The organism is Pseudodesulfovibrio profundus (assembly GCF_900217235.1).
Lineage (GTDB): Bacteria > Desulfobacterota > Desulfovibrionia > Desulfovibrionales > Desulfovibrionaceae > Pseudodesulfovibrio > Pseudodesulfovibrio profundus.
Map to the genome: position 1 here is coordinate 1,407,988 of NZ_LT907975.1, position 16,953 is coordinate 1,424,940.

Here is a 16,953-nt window from a genome sequence, read left to right on the forward strand (position 1 = left end):
TGCAATATCTAACGCCGCGTATTCATTGGAGCGGCATAACGTTTTCAATCCCCGGGGGTGCGCCATGCGAAACCGGACAGCAATCAAGGATTGGATCTACGGCATAGTGGCCGTCATATTCGTAGCCGGATGGGGAGGGATGCACATCCTGCAGGATGGGCTTTCCTGGACCACCACGACTCCCCTTCTCTTCTACTCCATTCTCTTTCTGGCAGCAGTGCTTCTTGTCACCCGGTGGCTGAAGCGACAAAATGAAGCACTCGCCCTCTCCGACCCGGAACTGAATCTCTACAGCGAACGATTTTTCTACAACGCCCTTAATCTGGAATGCAACAAGAGCGAACGACACGAGATGCCGGTTGCTCTCATGGTCTTCTCCTTTGATACGCTCAAGGAGACAGCCGACCAACTCGGTAAAAGTGTCGAGGAGATTCAACTCCTGTTCATCGAAACTGTTGGAAGAACCATCCGGAACAGTGATGTTTTCTCCACCATGAAGGATGGACGTTTCTCCATACTGCTCCCCAGCACCGATGCCGACGGAGCAAAGGTAGCCGCCAATCGCGTCAAGCGGGCCATCAGTGAGGAGTTGAAGAAGCAACGCCTCGGACAACGTACGACAGTCCCCTTTGGCATCTGTGGCACCTCGTCCAAGATAAAGACCTCCAAGCAACTGCTGGAAGGTTCGATCAAGGCCTATGTGGAAGCCCAACGCTCCCCGCGTAACAAGATCATAACCTGTGCTGACTGCTGTTAAGCAATCCGACAAACAGAAAAGGGGCGCATCATTTGGTGCGCCCCTTTTTTTTACGATTGTCCCGTCCTGAAATAGGTTGACACCCAGAGGACCTATTTATGGAAGACAAATCCAAACAGCGAGTTAGACGCACCCAACGCGATTACACGATGGCCTTTAAATTGTCGGTTGTGGCACAGGTGGAAAAGGGCGAGATGACGTACAAGCAGGCTCAGGCTCTTTATGGTATTCAAGGGCGAAGCACTGTGCTGAAGTGGCTCAGGAAGCACGGCACCCTTGATTGGAGCAAGTCCATGGTACATTCCCGAAAAGACCCAAAAGCCAGAGAAACACCGGTCCAGAAGATCAAACGGCTGGAGAAAGAGCTTGAGGAAGAAAAGATCAAGACCGCGCTTCTCAATAAAATGATTGAGATTTCCGACCGCGAGTTTGGGACTTCTATAAGAAAAAAGCTTACCCCCGAGCTGCACGAAGTCTTCAGAGAGAAAGACAAATAAGCTTGTCTGCTTGTTGCAGGCAGCTCGGGGTCAGTCGGCAGTCCGTGTATCAGGCTGAAAAGCGCCATGATGCACGGGAAGCCATGTATCAGGAGGCAAAGGCCATGGTCCTGAACGTGCGGACCAGGATGCCCCGCCTTGGGACTCGAAAGCTGTACCACCTGTTGAAGGACGCATTTTCCGCAAAGGGAATCAGGCTCGGACGTGATGGGTTGTTTTCCCTGCTGCGGCGAGAGCATATGCTCATCAAGCGACGGAAAAACTATACAAAGACAACCAACTCGAAGCATTGGCTAAAAAAGCATCCCAACTTGTTGAAAGATGTTCAACCGAGATGTCCTGAGCAGGTGTTCGTAAGCGACATTACCTACGTGAATACACGTGAGCAAACATGCTATCTGTCGCTGGTGACAGATGCATTCAGCCGGAAGATAATGGGATACAACGTGAGCCGGGATCTCAGTGCGGAAAGCACAACCAAAGCGCTGGACGCGGCAGTTGAAAACAAGCGAAGGAGGGTGAATACAATTCACCATTCAGATCGAGGACTCCAATACGCTTCTTCGGTCTACCAGAGAAAACTCCAGGAATCCGGCATGGTTCCTTCCATGACAGATGGCTATGACTGCTATCAAAATGCCTTGGCGGAACGGATGAATGGAATTCTGAAGCAAGAGTTCATGGTCACCAAATGCAACGACTTTGCAGAGCTCAATACCCTGGTGAGGGAATCCGTTGAGATATACAATTCACAACGGCCACATCTCAGCCTAGGAATGAGAACGCCAAACGATGTACACGAATCAGGCTGTGGGGCTAGCCCCACAGCCTGATTGAAACCTTCAAAAACCGTCAACCTATTTCAGGACGGCTCAGATTACTGCCTACTAATTGCGTAACGCCAGATTGTGCTTGTTCAACAACTCGTACAAGCGAGCACGAGACAGACCGGAAAGCTTGCATGCCATCTTGGCAGAGCTGTCGCTCAGCAGGAGGAGTTGGCTGAGGTAATTCTCTTCCATGGCGTGTATGGTCTTCCGCCGTACTTCCTTGAGCATGGGCAGGCTGCCATCCGATCGCTGCAGTGGCAATGTAAAGCAGTGATTGGAATTACTGGGGGCGCGAGAAGAGCTTGCGTCATTGGAAACATCCTGCACTACCTTGGACATCCGCAATTGTTGCGGCAAGTGGTAGAAGGTCAACTGTTCCTCGAACATCGCCTTGTGCACGGAAAGTTGGAGAACGTTGACCAGCTCCCGGACATTACCCGGCCAATCATATGCCTCCAATGCAGCCATGAAATCCGTTCCGATTTCCAGCGACTTGATCCCCTTCTCCTCGCAAATGATCTTCAGATAGTGATCGACCAGCCGGGGGATGTCCCCCTCACGCTCCCGAAGGGGCGGCAGGCTGATGACAAACGCCTGAAGCCGGAAATACAAGTCCTTGCGAAAGGTTCCCTAGTCAACCATGGCCTGTAGATCACGGTTGGTGGCGGCTACAAGCCGAAAGTCGCTCTCCACTTCATACGACGTGGACAGCGGACGGAACTTCTTTTCCTGCAACACACGCAGGAGAGACTTCTGGATGGATAGATCGAGATCACCAATTTCATCAAGAAAGATAGTACCGTTATGGGCAAGCTCGAACAGCCCCTTCTTGGCCTTTTCAGCTCCGGTGAACGATCCGCGCTCGTGACCGAACAGGAGGCTTTCCGCCAGGCTGACAGGCAGATTGGTACAGTCGACAATGATATACTTGTTGTTGGCCCTGCGACTGTTGGAGTGAATGGCCTTGGCAAAGAGTTCCTTGCCGGTTCCGGTTTCTCCTTCGATCAAGGCGTTGGCATCACCTGAAGCCGCCTGGGCTACCTTCTCGATACATTGCAATATCTTGGGACTTTCACCAATGATCTCCTCACGGGCGATCTCTTCCGTGTGGTTGTGCTGCTTCAACAGCATCAGGCTGCTGACAACCTTGCTGAAGCGCTCGATATTGACCGGCTTGATGAGATAATCGGTTGCACCGGCCCTGAAAGCGTTTTCGATATGCTCCGTACCGGATTCGCCCGTCAGCATGACAATGGGGCTGTCCGGGGAAATATTCAATAACTCCGGAATTGAATTAATCCCGTTTCCGTCGGGCAGCAGAACATCAAGAAAGATGACATCAACCTGATTTACCTGAAGATAGTCAATACCATCTGCTACAGATAGTACAAAGTCGCACTGCTGACCATTCTTCACTGCCATCAGGTTCAATAACTGCCCGATCATGGGATCGTCATCAATAACCAGAATCTTAACCACGTGTATCCTTTCTATCCGTTTGGGTTTTCTCACCAAAGAACATTGATCTGGCATCCGTGAACAAACCAATGCTCAATAGATACAGTTATAATTAAATTATCCGGTAGAAATCATCTTGTCCATAGGAGATTCTCATAAAACTGGCTGTTACAACGATTTCTCTCTCTTTGAATTTATCCTAAATAATTAAATACAATGAATAAAAAATGGTCATAAAAAAATCCGTATTTTCCGGACTTTTTCCCGACTAGGCCATCAGATACTTTCACGCACAGAAAAAAGTTCGTTATCTGCTCGCGAGAAAAACGGCATAACTATTAACTTAAAACTGATAACATCAGAACAATCCCCCCTATTCCTCCTTCAACAGCCATGATCATTCGCTCAAACAGCATTTGCTTGATTTTTTCCCGTTTTGAAGGCAAAAGTAACGAGTTAGGCTCATGATTGGGCAAACCCCGCTTTTTCGGATTTCAATGGGTGCGACTTCGTACCCGTTCATGCACAGTCCGGCTGCTCGGCAGCTCACAGAAAGGAGAATTATATGAAACGGATCACTACACTTTTCATCGCTATGGCTATCGCTCTTTCCATGGTCGGCACCGCATTTGCCGGTACACTGACTGTGGGCACGGACACCAACTTCCCCCCGTTTGAATTCAAAGATCCTGAGACCGGCAAACACACCGGTTTTGACGTCGAGCTCTGGGATGCCATCGCCAAGGAAATCGGCATCGAATACAAGCTCCAGCCCATGGCCTTCAAAGGCATCGTCCCGGGTCTCCAGTCTGCTCAGCTTGACGCCGGTATCGCCGGTATGTCCATCACCGAAAAGCGCCGTGAAGTCATCGATTTTTCCGACGGCTACTACGATTCCGGTCTTCTTCTTCTCGTCAGCGCTGACGACGACTCCATTGACGGCCTGAAGTCCCTCGACGGCAAGGTCATCGCCACCAAGCAGGGTACCACCAGCGTTGAATTCCTCAAGGAAAACGCCACTCCCAAAGAAGTGAAACTCTTCCCCAACGATAACGCCATGTTCATGGAACTGCTGACCGGCGGTGTTGACGCTGTCATGTTCGACAAGCCTGTCATCGAGTCTTTCGTTTCCAAGCGCGGCAAGGGCAAAGTCAAAATCGTCGGCGACCTGTATGCTGGTCAGCCTTACGGCATTGGTTTCCCCAAGGGTTCCGAGCTGGTTGGCAAAGTCAACGCTGCTCTCAAGACCCTCAAGGCCAATGGTGTCTACAACGAGCTCTACAAGAAGTGGTTTGGTGTTGAGCCTCGCTAACCTACCGTAACAATTGAATCCATTCTCAGGGGGCGGCTTTTGCCGCCCCCGTGGTTTTTATAACAGGAAGAATCTATGGCTTTTGATTTTGAACCGTCCGTGGTGATCGACTCCATTCCCCTGCTCATGGGGGGAGCGAAGATCACCATCATTTTGACAATCGGAGGACTGTTCTTCGGTTTCATCATCGGTGCCGTAACGGGCATGATGAAGCTGTCGCGCAACATGCTCGTACGTAAAATAGCTGGAATATATATCGAATCCATTCGAGGAACCCCCATGCTGGTGCAGGCCATGTTCCTCTATTTCGGCGTTCCCATGGCGCTTGGCATTCGCATACCGGCCATGATGGCGGGTATTATCGTTATCGCGATCAACTCGGGTGCCTACATAGCCGAGATCGTGCGTGGAGCTGTTCAATCCATTAATTCAGGGCAGGCCGAAGCCGGTCGTTCCATTGGACTGACCCGTTTTCAGACCATGCGCTATGTGGTTTGGCCCCAGGCATTTCGTCGCATGATTCCCCCCCTGGGCAACCAGTTCATCATCAGCTTGAAAGACACCTCACTGCTCATGATCATTGGTGTCGGAGAACTGCTGCGTACTGGTGATGAGATCGTGGCCGTCAACTTCCGATCCTTTGAAGTGTATCTGGCGTGTGGTCTCGTTTACCTGGCCATGACCATGTCCATTGCCAAGGCTCTCAAGATCGTTGAAAAGCGCATGCACATCCAAGGCAAGTAGAGGGGAGAAATGATAGAAATCAAGAACCTGCATAAAAGTTTTGGCGACCTCATGGTGCTCAAGGGGGTCGACCTTAAGGTCGAGTCCGGCGAGGTGGTCGTCATCATCGGCCCGTCAGGCTCCGGCAAATCAACCGTTCTGCGGTGTATCAACAAGTTGGAAGAGCCCACCTCCGGCTCGATCATCGTCGACGGCTATGACATCATGGACCCGAAAACCGACATCAATATGGTTCGCACTGAAGCGACAATGGTTTTCCAGCAGTTCAATCTTTTTCCGCACATGACGGTCCTGGATAACGTGACCCTCGGACCGATCAAGGTTCGCGGCTTACCCAGAGCTGATGCCAACAAACTGGGATTGGACCTTCTGGCCAAGGTCGGACTGGCGGAAAAACCCAACAGCTACCCGGAACAGTTGTCAGGTGGGCAGAAACAGCGCGTGGCCATTGCCCGCTCTCTGGCTCTTCAGCCCAAGGCCATTCTGTTCGACGAGCCGACATCGGCCCTCGACCCCGAACTGGTCGGTGAGGTACTTGAGGTCATGAAGCAACTCGCCCGCGAGGGCATGACCATGATCGTGGTAACTCATGAAATGGGCTTTGCCAAAGAAGTCGCCGATCGCGTCATCTTCATTGACGAAGGCAAGGTCCAGGTGGATGCCGAACCTGAAGCGTTTTTCGCCAACCCGGAGAATCCGCGCCTGCGGGACTTCCTCGGCAAGGTCGTTTCCCACATTTAAGAGCTGACCCAATACGTAAAAAGCCCCGGATACACTCCGGGGCTTTTTTGTTACGTATAGTTGAAATCCCTACTTGGCGCCCAAAATGAGCCCCAAGGTCGCCTGCATCTTGTCCATCTCAATCGGCTTGACCACGTATCCATCCATGCCTTCTGCCATGAATTTTTCCCTATCCCCCACCATGGCGTATGCTGTAACAGCCACAATGGGAATGTCTTTGGCCCTGTCTCCAGCCTGACCTCCACGTATTGCTTTCGTGGCTTCGACTCCATCCATGACCGGCATTTGAATGTCCATCAAAACCACATCAAATGCGTCTTCCTGCAAGGCGGCTATGGCTTGACGGCCATTTTCCACGACCTCAACATGGTGACCGCTCTTTTCAAGCAAACGATTGGTAACCGTACTGTTCACCCGCTCATCTTCTGCCAGCAATATGCGAAGACCCGATAACTGGCTGCCCTGCCCGCGTGCGCTCTCAGTATCTGATACGGTTACCTCCTGCTCGGCCACGGCAAATGGGAGCGAAACATACAACGTGGTCCCCACCCCCAACTCGCTATCGATAGCAAGGGTGCCATTCATCAACTCGACAAGCCGTTTACAGATGGCAAGCCCGAGTCCGGCGCCTTGATAAGAACGCGTGTACCCTTCACTGACCTGCGTAAACGACTCGAACAACGATTCGATCTTGTCGTCCGGTATGCCGATACCCGTATCGGCAACCGTGAACAACACCCTGCACTCACCGTAGTCCATCCTGCCCTGGACATACGCCTCAAGGCTGATGCTTCCTTTTTCGGTAAATTTGTACGCATTACCGACAAGATTTGTCAGGACCTGCTGCAAACGGATCGCATCTCCCTGGACAAACTGCGGTAGCGACTCGTCAATCCGGCATTCCAAACGAACAGCACGGTGCTCGCCGGTCAGTCTGTACATGTCGCATATCTGCTGTAATGAATCCCGAAGACTGAACGGGCTGTACTGAATGATCAGCTTCCCCGCCTCCACTCTGGACAGATCGAGGATATCGGCGAGCAGATTGGCCAGACGTTCGGAGGAGCGAACAGCAGCGTCCACATACTCATGCTGCTCGCTGTTCAGTCCAGTTGTCTCCATGAGTTGAAGCATGCCGAGAATACCATTGAGCGGCGTCCTGATTTCATGGCTCATATTCGTCAGGAACTCACTCTTGGACCGGCTGAAACGCTCTGCCTGATCCTTGGCCTTGCGTAGCTCGTCCTGCGCAGCCTTTCGTTCGGAAGCATCCCAAAGCGTAGCAATGACTTCTGTGGGGGAGACACCATCTTCAACAGGGTTAAACTGTACGTTCAGGTACGTCTTTTTCCCGCCGCTCACAGATACATAGTAATCTTCAAAGGAGGTACTTTCACCTGCCAACGCCCTTTTCAGCACGGCCCGCATTGCCGGGGTACTGTGCTTTGCGGAGTTGAACCCGATAAGTTGTTCTACCGGCGCCCCCATGAGTTCAGCAAAGTGCTCGTTGCAATCCAGTATGACGCCTTCCTTGCTGAATCGGATCATACCCATCGGAGATTTCTCGAAAATCACGCGATGCCGCTGTTCACTATCCCGCAACTTCGATTCGGCAATATGTCGCTCGGTGTTGTCCACGCCGATTTCCCAGGAGGTCCAACCGGGGACGGCCACGTACTGGGTAGCATCGATCCATTGAATGAGTCGCTTGCCGCCATTTTTGGTCCTGACCGGCAACTCCAAATCACCGTAGCTCATTTCTCCGAGGTGAATCCGACGGACACGATCCTGCAAATCCGGCTCCGGGTACAAGCAGTTCAGGAAATCCGGGTTGCCGATGATATCTTCATTCGTCCATCCCAAAACACGTTCGCATGTTGCATTCCAGTAGATAATCAGCCCGGACTCATCGTGGGCATGGATAAGAACAGGCATATTTTCGGCCATGAGCCGGAACCTTTGCTCCGTTTTATGGAGGTTGCGCTCCGCAGCACGCCGGGCCCCACGCATGACCAGAAGATAGATGATCGCAATCGTCTGCAAAACCACAGCCACAAGGCCCACCCAGAATACGAGCGTGTACCGCTCATAAAGCGTGTCAGGTTTTCCGACAACAATAGCATTTTCAGGAATATTGGATTCGGAGAGCCCATACCGGGAAAAAGCACTGTAATTAATCATCGTACGGTTGGGGCTGTCGGTCTTAACAGGGATTTCCGAGATTTTCTCGCCAACCAGCAACCGCATTCCGACCTGAGCGGCCTCCTGTCCCTGCAACATTCCATTCACAACACTACCGCCAAGCACACCGTAGTCCATGTAGTGTTTCCATAATCCAAAGACCGGACGACTGGAGGCCTGAACTATTTGTGTTATATAATCCGCTTCATTGTAGTACGACCTGACCTCATCCTTATGGAAGTTCATCACCAATACAGCGGTGTCGGCAGAAAGATCGAGCAACTCCTCTTTAAGCTCCTCCATGGACAAGTCACCACCTGAGATGGTCGTGAATAGTATTTCTCCCTCAAACAAGGGAATAGCTGCAGCCAACAGTTTCTGGTTGGCTTTCCCAGTTGGTGTTTCATCGGTGATAACCACTACCTCGCTTAGCCTGGGAATGAGCTTCCGGGCCAAACGAATCGTTCCAGGTATATCGACGGCCTCCACAACTCCAGTTACCCAGGGAAGCCCATCAATCATGTCAGGAGAAAACTGATTCACCCCGCAAAAAACAGTCGGGGTCCTTCCGAACAGGTCCACGTTCTCCTTATAAAAGGAAAGCGCGTTATCGTCGGACAGCACGATCAGATTGAAAGCGATGTTGCGATACTTGGATTGAATTGTATTTCGGAGGAATTCGTATGATCTTTCAATGGTGTGCCGTTTGGAGTCCATGTATTCGACATGTGTCTCCACCGTGCCGCCCAAAGGCCCGAAGATGGAATCCACTCCCTTCATGATGGAGTCCGTCCATTCAAACCCTTCATGGTACGAGTGGATTATCAAGACATTTTGTGAGGCAGAAGCAGGCAAACCAATGAGCCATACCCACACTACAATCAGTATGGAAAGGATCCACCGTAAGAGTTTGTCACTATTTCTCATTTCATGTGCCTGCCTATTTCACGATTTAAGCTCAACACTACCAATTATCCGATGCATGAACAATGATAATGCTGTTCCCAATCGATAAATCAGATATCGGTGGCGCATAATCCGCACCACTCAGCCATTTTCCAAGTACATGGAAATACGGTTGACTTTCGATACGGTTCCCCTACCCTTACCCTCTGAATCAGGGACGATGGGCAGGATCGCCCAATTGATATAATCTGCGCAGGAGACTCAATGCATCCAGAAGACATGGAACTCATTTCCTTGGCCGATCCGGCCGATGTTGTGGAAGCGTGGAACGATGTCATTCTGTATACGGATGCCCAGGGAACTGTCGTGGATTGTAACGATCAGGAGCTTGGTTACCTCCCTGAAACACCCCGCGTCGGCACCCCGTTCTGGGAAGTCCTGGCTCTTGGAACCGACTCGCTGAACGCCACCCTCAAGCGTTTCTCTCCGTTACGTATCCATGAAATATCCTGCTGTGACGGACGAAGCTTTCTGCTGCGTATTATCCCGTTGTCTTCCGCACTCCCCTGTGATGGCGGGTTTGTTATTATTGCCACGGACAACCGGCCCATGGAGGTCTTGTACGAAAGTTACGAGGAACGGCTAGAAGACAATATCGCAGCATGGTCCGACTCCATCACCTTGTTCAACGCCCTGTTCGATGCGGCCAAGGACTCCACTTTTCTGCTCGATGAATCGGGTATGATTCTGGCGGCCAACCGCTCGGCGCAAAAACAGAATGCCCGGTCCGAACAACGCCTCACTGGCAATGACTGCAAAATTCTCTTCGGCAAACGGTTCCACGCCCCGTTGCGCAACGCCATGCATGTCCTGAAGAACAAGGAACGGTGGACCAAAAACGTCGTTGCCATCGATGGCGAAGGCGACGGATACCCGGCTGAAGTGACCCTGCGCAAAATATCCTTCCAGAACTACGCACTGTTTCAGTTGAACCTGCACGACCTGACTGCGCACGTGGAACTCGAAGAAGATTTGCAGGAGAAAGAAGCACAGGTACTGGAAAAGGAAATAGCCCTGAAACAGGTTATTCAGTCAGTGGAAGCGGAACGCAAAGAGCTTCGTGAGCAACTGACCGATCAGGTAAAAAAACAAATGCTTCCGGCCCTTGAGCGCATCACGAATTCAGACACAGCCGAGGTGCGCGAGAGCTACAAGACCGTCATCGAAGATCAACTGGTGGACATGGCCAACGATCCATCAGGTGAATTTGACTCCGACTTATTGCGACTCTCCCCGCGTGAAATGGAAGTCTGTCAGTTGATTCAGCTTGGTCGTAGCGGCAAGGAAATCGCCAATCTGCTCAACATGTCATTTGAGACCGTGCAGACCCACCGCAAGAACATCAGGCGAAAACTCGACCTCCAGGGCAAAAAAGTCTCCCTTTTCAGCTACCTTCGTCAAAAACCCTCCCTGATTTAGATTTCGGGTATACCTGAGTACCCGAAACATACCCTACCAGCCCCCTTGCAGGGTATGGTTAATCCTGCTTTCATACTCCCGAAAGCAATTTCAACCACACCCAAAGCAACATGAGTATCGAAAACAAATGGTGTTTTACGCATATTGCTGACCTTGTCCTTGTCGCCATACCAGTTATGGCTGTTTTGATACTCGGACTATTCATCGTTTCCTCAAAAGGAGTACAGGTGAACAACACCCATCTGAAGCGTGGACAATTCATAACCATGCCTCGCAACTGCTATCTCATAATCCCATAGGAGACATCATGAAAAAAGCTATTCGTATGCTGGCCGTTCTCGCGGTCACGGTCTGTATTTTTGCCCTTGCTGGTTGTTCTGACGAAGAGGTGGATTCCCTCACCCGCGTCAAAGACAAAGGTGAGATCAGCTTCGCCATGAGCGGTGGGTATCCGCCTTTCAACTTCTACAACGACAGTAATGAGCTGGTCGGTTTCGACGTGGATGTTGCCAGGGAAGTGGCAACCCGTATCGGCGTTGAACTCAAGCCAGTCACCACCGAGTGGAGTGGCATCATCGAAGGACTTCGCTCCGGCGCTTACGACGGCATTCTGGGTAGTATGGCCGTCACCGAACAACGCCTTGAAGTCGTCAACTTTTCCACGCCCTACTACTACTCTGGCGCACAGATGATCATCAAGAAAGGCAGCCCGTATACAGCCCCCGCCGACCTGAAAGGCAAGACCATCGGTGTCGTGACCGGTACCACCTTTGCCAAGGATGCTGAGAAGCTCGGCGCAGGCGACATCAAGCTGTACAAGGATGATACCCATACACTGACCGAACTGGATAGCGGCGTTGTTGATGGCGTCATCACCGACCGTGTTGTCGGCGTTAACGCCAAGAACAGCGGCAAGTTCGACATCAGCCTGCTGGGAATGCCGTTGCGCGGTGAAGACATTGCTGTTGCATTCCGCCAGGGCGACGACACCCTGCTTCAGGAAGTCAACAAGGTCCTCAATGCAATGCACGAAGACGGCACGCTTTCCGAGTTCAGCCGCAAGTGGCTCAACACAGACGTAACCGTCAAGTAACGAAACACCCTTTCATGGCGCGGCGTTTCATGGGGGAGGCGCCGCGCCATTCAATATTCTTTCACAGGACAGGAACATGTACTTTGATTATACGGTACTCGCCAAGTACCTACCTTATTTCCTTCCCGCAGCATGGATGACCATCAAGGTCACGACGCTGGGTATTATCCTGGGCCTCGGCCTGGGGCTTGGGACGTCGTTTCTCCGCATTTCGGAAAGACGACTGCTCAATTTACCAGCACGAGCATATATATACATCATTCGCGGTACACCGCTGCTGTTGCAGTTGCTCTTCATTTACTTCGGACTGCGCAGCGTGGCCGGTCTCGATGCTTTGACTTCGGCCGTTCTTGCGCTCGGTATCCACAACGGCGCATATATCGCTGAGATTTTCCGCGGCGCCATTGTTTCCATTTCCGAAGGACAGATGGAAGCAGCACGAAGCCTGGGTATGCCGTACCAACGCGCCATGCTTCGCATCGTGCTTCCGCAGGCGTTCAAACGGGCGATCCCTTCGCTGGGTAACCAGTTCATTATCGCACTGAAAGACTCGTCGCTCGCCAGCACCATCACCATCAACGAGTTGCTGCTGAAGTCCCAGCAATTGGCTTCTTCCAACTTCATGATGATGGAAATGCTGTTCATCGCCGCCCTTTTCTACCTGCTGTACACTGCAATATTCAGCAAAACCTTCCGCATGATCGAAGCCCGACTCGATGTGGACAACCAACCGGCATAATAATGAATCAAGATCCAGTTATTGAAATATCCGGCCTGAACAAGTGGTTTGGAGACAATCACGTTCTCAAAGGCATTGACCTTGATGTCGAGGACTCGGAAGTGCTCTGCGTCATCGGAGCCAGTGGCTCCGGAAAATCCACCCTGCTCCGTTGCGTCAACTACCTGGAGACCTTTCAGGAAGGCTCAGTCAAGATCAAGGGGTGGGAAGTCACCGGCGACGAGAAGCGCATCAACAAGCTGCGCGCCCGTGTCGGAATGGTATTCCAACACTTCAACCTCTTCCCGCACATGACAGTGCTCGGCAACGTCATCGAAGGGCCGACGCAAGTCCGAGGTATGAAGAAGAAAGATGCCAAGGACCTCGGCCGATTGTTCCTCGAGAAAGTCGGCCTGAGCGACAAGGAAGACGCCTACCCGAACCTGCTTTCAGGTGGACAGAAACAACGTGTAGCCATTGCCCGGGCATTGGCCATGGAGCCGGATGTCATGCTCTTTGACGAACCGACCTCCGCACTTGACCCGGAGTTGGTGGGCGAGGTGCTCACCGTCATGAAGGAACTTGCCGAAGACGGCATGACCATGATGATCGTAACCCACGAGATGGGGTTCGCCCGTGAAGTCGCGGATACCGTGGCTTTCATGGACGAGGGCGTGATCCTCGAAAAGGATGCGCCGTCGGCAATGTTTGATATGCCTGCCGAGCCCCGGACTCAGGAATTCCTGAGTCAGATACTCTAACCAAGGAGACCTTTTGCCAATATTCACGGAACACCAACAGGAAGTCGCGGAAACCCTTCGGGAAAGCGCGTCTAAATCGGACTGGACCAACTGGAAATGGCACATTCGCCATTCCATTAAAACTGTCGATGATTTCGAACGGGTGCTCGGCGTCACCTTCCCAGAGAAGAAGAAACGAATATTCGAGCAGACCGTGCGGAAGTTTCCCATGTCGGTGACCCCGTATTATCTGTCCCTGATCGATCCCGAGGATTACGAAAATGATCCCATTTTCCACCAATCCTTCCCCTCTGCCGAAGAGATGCGGATCGAACGTCACGACATGTCCGACCCTCTGCACGAGGATGAGGACAGTCCGGTACCGGGCATTACTCACCGGTACCCTGACAGGGTCCTGTTTCACATAAGCAACACCTGCTCCATGTACTGCCGCCACTGCACGCGCAAGCGCAAGGTGGGCGACACGGATTCCATCCCGACAATGGGAGACATGGAGGCAGGCCTGGAATACATTCGGAATACGCCACAGATTCGTGACGTGCTCCTGTCCGGCGGTGACCCGCTCATGCTCTCGGATGAAAAGCTGGACTGGATTCTGACCAAGGTTCGCGAAATTGAACATGTCGATGTCGTTCGTATCGGTACGCGCATGCCCGTGGTATTGCCCTACCGCATCACCGACGACCTTGTGAACATGCTCAAAAAGCACCATCCGGTCTGGATCAACACCCACTTCAATCACCCGAGGGAATTGACCGCCTCATCCCGCCGCGCTCTCCAGCGGATGGCTGACGCAGGTATCCCGCTGGGTAACCAGAGCGTACTGCTGGCCGGTGTTAACGACTGCCAGCGACTCATCAAGACTCTCAACCAGAAGCTGGTGAAAAACAGGGTTCGCCCCTACTACATTTACCAGTGTGACCTGTCCGAAGGGCTGACCCACTTCCGCACCCCCATCGGCAAGGGTATCGAAATCATCGAAAGTCTGCGTGGACACACCAGTGGATTTTCGGTTCCCACCTATGTGGTCGATGCACCTGGCGGCGGAGGTAAAATACCGGTCATGCCCAACTATATCGTTTCGTGGGGCACCAATAAAGTGGTTCTCAGAAACTACGAAGGTGTTATCACGACCTACAATGAACCGGCATCCTACGAGCCGAACTATTGTGACCGGGAATGCTCCTCGTGCAACCTCCAGCTCAAGGAGGAAGATGCCGAGGAAAAGGCTGTAGGTATCCAGAAGCTGTTGTCCGATTGGGACGACACCACCAGCCTGACCCCGGAAAACAAAGATCGCCTCGAAAGGAGAGGGGACGACGATGCAGCCTGATCAGGTCAAGAAAATTGACAACTCCATCGTGCAGCACGGTCCGGCAAACGACCGCGTCTACCTGATGAAGCTCAGTCATGACGACCTGCCCGATATCGTCGGAAAAGTGTACGATCTTGGCAGGCAGCATGGCTATACCAAGCTCTTTGCCAAGGTTTCGGCTGATGCTGCACCCCACTTCACCAAGTATGGGTTCGTGGACGAAGCCCGGGTTCCCAACATGTACAAGGGAGAATCCGCAGGCCTGTTCATGTGCAAATATCTGGATCAGGACCGATCGGTTCCGGGCAACATCACCCGCATCTCGGAAGTACTCAACTGTGCCGAGGGGCAGGACACCGTTCCTGCGCCCTCGGGCAGCGAAGTGCGAATCGAACGGCTTCGACTGGGCGATGTGGAAGCCCTGGCTGCTCTGTACGATACGGTCTTCGAGACATACCCGTTTCCCATGCACGACCCGAACTTTGTCCGCGAGTGCATGGAAGATGAGACCGTCTTCTTCGGCATTTACTCCGAAGACAAACTGGTAGCGGCTGCTTCCGCGGAAATGGATACCGACTGGCAGTGTGCCGAGATGACGGACTTCGCCACCCTGCCCGAGTATCGGGGCAATGGCGCTGCCACACATCTGCTGTATCACATGGAGGATGCGCTGGCCGATCTCGACATACACACGTTGTACACCATCGCCAGAGCGGAAAGCTTCGGGATGAACATCGTCTTCTCCCGATGCGGATACACCTTTGGCGGCACCCTGCACAACAACACACAAATTGCCGGGAAACTGGAGAGCATGAATGTCTGGCACAAGCAGATCGGAACTAGGTAAAGGACCACAGTTTCGCCTCGACTTCTACTATTCGACCTGGTGGAACTTACTGCTTATCACTGTCGGCACCCTGATTGTCACCATTGCCATCAAGGGAATAGCTGTACCTCACGGGTTCATTCCGGCTGGAGTTTTCGGCCTGGCGGCGCTGATCTACTATATGACGGATTGGCTGTCGCCAGGCTGGTTGAACTTTCTGTTCAACGCCCCTCTTTTCATCTTCGCATGGTTCAAGGTCAGTCGGCGATTCTTCCTGTACAGCCTATACAGCATCGCATCCACCACGGTATTCTATGAAATGATACCGGTGACGATACCGGTGCAAAACGAACTGTATGCAGCCATTGCCAGTGGTGTAATAACCGGTTTCGGAGCCGGTCTCGTGCTGCGTTCTCTGGGGTCCAACGGCGGTCTCGATGTGGTGGCAGTTTACCTTTATCAACGGTATAATATTGGCATCGGGCGTATCTACCTGATGTTCAATGCCCTGCTGTTCAGCTTCAGTTTGTACCGTCTGTCACCAGACCTTGTGATCGCATCTCTGATCATGGCCTTCATTACGTCGGTATTGGTGGAGCAGACGCTTTCCCTCTTCAACCAGAGGAAGGTCGTCTTCATCGTCTCCAACAAGGCGGACGAGATAAGCGATGACATTTTATACCAATTGCGGCAGAGCGCCACGTTTCTCAAGGGATTTGGGGCATACTCGCGGCAGGAACGTAATGTACTGATGACTGTGGTCAACAACCTGCAGCTCAAGAAGCTTGAAGAAATCACCTTCAATCACGATGAAAATGCGCTGTTCATAGTGGAAAACACGTTCTCGGTTATCGGTTCGAGTTTTTCCAGAAGAAAAATCTACTAGCCAGGCTGAGAGTTATGGCATCGCAGGAATAAATCCTTTAGAATGATGCAAAGAATCAAGGAGCCTGGAATATGAATGACGGACAGCTGAATAATCGATTGAAAGATGAAACACTGCTTGCAGAGATCGTCGCGAGTTTGCCTGTGGCCGAAGCCGATGATAATGCACCCTTCAGGCTCAAGGTAATGACCGAAGCTTTGAAATGGGCGCAAACTGCGCATGCGCAGGACATCACCCTGGCTCTGGGGCCCATGCCAAAAGCCTCGGATTCAGCCATTGTCCTGCGCGAACTGGAAAAGCGGGAGGACTACCGGGCATTTCAGCAGTGGTGGATCAACAATCTGGGCGAAAAGCCCATTGAGATTGAACGCTACATGGATTGGATCGAAGCAATCCGACTCCTGATTCGCAAAGTGGATGAGCAGTCCAAAGAGAATTAATCGAAACCG

General features: G+C 52.0%; 16 protein-coding genes. 13 read left to right on the forward strand and 3 right to left on the reverse strand.

Annotated features, from left to right (window positions below; genetic code table 11):
• The first annotated feature begins 64 nt into the window (after positions 1-64).
• Entirely contained in the window at positions 65-757 is a 693-nt protein-coding gene (locus tag DPRO_RS06755; protein ID WP_097011360.1) for a GGDEF domain-containing protein, read from the forward strand.
• 98 nt (positions 758-855) lie between these two features.
• A protein-coding gene (locus tag DPRO_RS06760) for an IS3 family transposase (RefSeq protein ID WP_097010824.1) occupies positions 856-2,087 on the forward strand; the annotation gives its coding sequence in 2 pieces (ribosomal slippage) (positions 856-1,210 and positions 1,210-2,087; 1,233 coding nt in all).
• A 54-nt stretch (positions 2,088-2,141) separates the two neighbouring features.
• Here DPRO_RS06760 and DPRO_RS20455 read toward each other — a convergent pair.
• Together DPRO_RS20455 and DPRO_RS20460 are read right to left on the reverse strand one after the other, a co-directional pair.
• Entirely contained in the window at positions 2,142-2,696 is a 555-nt protein-coding gene (locus DPRO_RS20455; protein WP_232005731.1) for an AAA-type ATPase lid domain-containing protein, read from the reverse strand.
• Positions 2,697-2,714: 18 nt separating this feature from the next.
• Positions 2,715-3,563, reverse strand: coding sequence for a sigma-54-dependent transcriptional regulator (locus tag DPRO_RS20460; RefSeq protein ID WP_232005732.1), 849 nt, complete (start codon positions 3,561-3,563; stop codon positions 2,715-2,717).
• Between the two features lie 544 nt (positions 3,564-4,107).
• On the opposite strand from DPRO_RS20460, the gene glnH reads away from it, so the two are divergent.
• The 3 genes from glnH (at position 4,108) to DPRO_RS06780 (ending at position 6,339) form a co-directional block, all read left to right on the forward strand.
• Complete coding sequence (glnH, locus tag DPRO_RS06770; protein WP_097011361.1) at positions 4,108-4,854, forward strand: glutamine ABC transporter substrate-binding protein GlnH; 747 nt, start codon at positions 4,108-4,110, stop codon at positions 4,852-4,854.
• A gap of 75 nt (positions 4,855-4,929) precedes the next feature.
• Positions 4,930-5,598 carry an amino acid ABC transporter permease gene (locus tag DPRO_RS06775; RefSeq protein ID WP_097011362.1) on the forward strand — a complete coding sequence of 223 codons (669 nt, stop codon included), beginning with the start codon at positions 4,930-4,932 and terminating at the stop codon, positions 5,596-5,598.
• A gap of 9 nt (positions 5,599-5,607) precedes the next feature.
• Positions 5,608-6,339 carry an amino acid ABC transporter ATP-binding protein gene (locus DPRO_RS06780; protein ID WP_097011363.1) on the forward strand — a complete coding sequence of 244 codons (732 nt, stop codon included), beginning with the start codon at positions 5,608-5,610 and terminating at the stop codon, positions 6,337-6,339.
• 69 nt (positions 6,340-6,408) lie between these two features.
• Here DPRO_RS06780 and DPRO_RS19960 read toward each other — a convergent pair whose 3' ends face one another.
• Entirely contained in the window at positions 6,409-9,300 is a 2,892-nt protein-coding gene (locus DPRO_RS19960) for an ABC transporter substrate binding protein (RefSeq protein WP_162291152.1), read from the reverse strand.
• 390 nt (positions 9,301-9,690) lie between these two features.
• Here DPRO_RS19960 and DPRO_RS06790 point away from each other — a divergent pair, with 390 nt between their 5' ends.
• From DPRO_RS06790 to DPRO_RS06825, 8 genes are all read left to right on the forward strand, one after another.
• Positions 9,691-10,905 carry a LuxR C-terminal-related transcriptional regulator gene (locus DPRO_RS06790; protein ID WP_097011364.1) on the forward strand — a complete coding sequence of 405 codons (1,215 nt, stop codon included), beginning with the start codon at positions 9,691-9,693 and terminating at the stop codon, positions 10,903-10,905.
• 307 nt (positions 10,906-11,212) lie between these two features.
• Positions 11,213-11,998: an ABC transporter substrate-binding protein gene (locus tag DPRO_RS06795; protein WP_097011365.1), complete on the forward strand. Its 786-nt coding sequence runs from the start codon at positions 11,213-11,215 to the stop codon at positions 11,996-11,998.
• A gap of 76 nt (positions 11,999-12,074) precedes the next feature.
• Positions 12,075-12,737 carry an amino acid ABC transporter permease gene (locus tag DPRO_RS06800; protein WP_097011366.1) on the forward strand — a complete coding sequence of 221 codons (663 nt, stop codon included), beginning with the start codon at positions 12,075-12,077 and terminating at the stop codon, positions 12,735-12,737.
• Between the two features lie 2 nt (positions 12,738-12,739).
• On the forward strand, positions 12,740-13,477 hold the full coding sequence (locus tag DPRO_RS06805) for an amino acid ABC transporter ATP-binding protein (RefSeq protein ID WP_097011367.1): 738 nt from the start codon (positions 12,740-12,742) through the stop codon (positions 13,475-13,477).
• 13 nt (positions 13,478-13,490) lie between these two features.
• Positions 13,491-14,810 carry a lysine 2,3-aminomutase gene (gene kamA, locus DPRO_RS06810; protein ID WP_097011368.1) on the forward strand — a complete coding sequence of 440 codons (1,320 nt, stop codon included), beginning with the start codon at positions 13,491-13,493 and terminating at the stop codon, positions 14,808-14,810.
• Positions 14,800-15,639 carry a putative beta-lysine N-acetyltransferase gene (gene ablB, locus DPRO_RS06815; RefSeq protein ID WP_097011369.1) on the forward strand — a complete coding sequence of 280 codons (840 nt, stop codon included), beginning with the start codon at positions 14,800-14,802 and terminating at the stop codon, positions 15,637-15,639. The genes kamA and ablB overlap by 11 nt, the downstream gene beginning before the upstream one ends.
• On the forward strand, positions 15,608-16,504 hold the full coding sequence (locus DPRO_RS06820; protein WP_097013668.1) for a YitT family protein: 897 nt from the start codon (positions 15,608-15,610) through the stop codon (positions 16,502-16,504). The genes ablB and DPRO_RS06820 overlap by 32 nt, the downstream gene beginning before the upstream one ends.
• Positions 16,505-16,575: 71 nt before the next feature.
• Positions 16,576-16,944 carry a hypothetical protein gene (locus tag DPRO_RS06825; protein WP_097011370.1) on the forward strand — a complete coding sequence of 123 codons (369 nt, stop codon included), beginning with the start codon at positions 16,576-16,578 and terminating at the stop codon, positions 16,942-16,944.
• Positions 16,945-16,953 lie beyond the last annotated feature (9 nt).

Excerpts from the sequence above, each read along its gene's own strand:
- DPRO_RS06755 (WP_097011360.1), top strand. The coding sequence starts at position 65 with ATGCGAAACCGGACAGCAATCAAGGATTGGATCTACGGCATAGTGGCC.
- glnH (WP_097011361.1), top strand. The coding sequence starts at position 4,108 with ATGAAACGGATCACTACACTTTTCATCGCTATGGCTATCGCTCTTTCC.
- DPRO_RS06775 (WP_097011362.1), top strand. The coding sequence starts at position 4,930 with ATGGCTTTTGATTTTGAACCGTCCGTGGTGATCGACTCCATTCCCCTG.
- DPRO_RS06780 (WP_097011363.1), top strand. The coding sequence starts at position 5,608 with ATGATAGAAATCAAGAACCTGCATAAAAGTTTTGGCGACCTCATGGTG.
- DPRO_RS19960 (WP_162291152.1), bottom strand. The coding sequence starts at position 9,300 with ATGAAGGGAGTGGATTCCATCTTCGGGCCTTTGGGCGGCACGGTGGAG.
- DPRO_RS06790 (WP_097011364.1), top strand. The coding sequence starts at position 9,691 with ATGCATCCAGAAGACATGGAACTCATTTCCTTGGCCGATCCGGCCGAT.
- DPRO_RS06795 (WP_097011365.1), top strand. The coding sequence starts at position 11,213 with ATGAAAAAAGCTATTCGTATGCTGGCCGTTCTCGCGGTCACGGTCTGT.
- DPRO_RS06800 (WP_097011366.1), top strand. The coding sequence starts at position 12,075 with ATGTACTTTGATTATACGGTACTCGCCAAGTACCTACCTTATTTCCTT.
- DPRO_RS06805 (WP_097011367.1), top strand. The coding sequence starts at position 12,740 with ATGAATCAAGATCCAGTTATTGAAATATCCGGCCTGAACAAGTGGTTT.
- ablB (WP_097011369.1), top strand. The coding sequence starts at position 14,800 with ATGCAGCCTGATCAGGTCAAGAAAATTGACAACTCCATCGTGCAGCAC.
- DPRO_RS06820 (WP_097013668.1), top strand. The coding sequence starts at position 15,608 with ATGTCTGGCACAAGCAGATCGGAACTAGGTAAAGGACCACAGTTTCGC.
- DPRO_RS06825 (WP_097011370.1), top strand. The coding sequence starts at position 16,576 with ATGAATGACGGACAGCTGAATAATCGATTGAAAGATGAAACACTGCTT.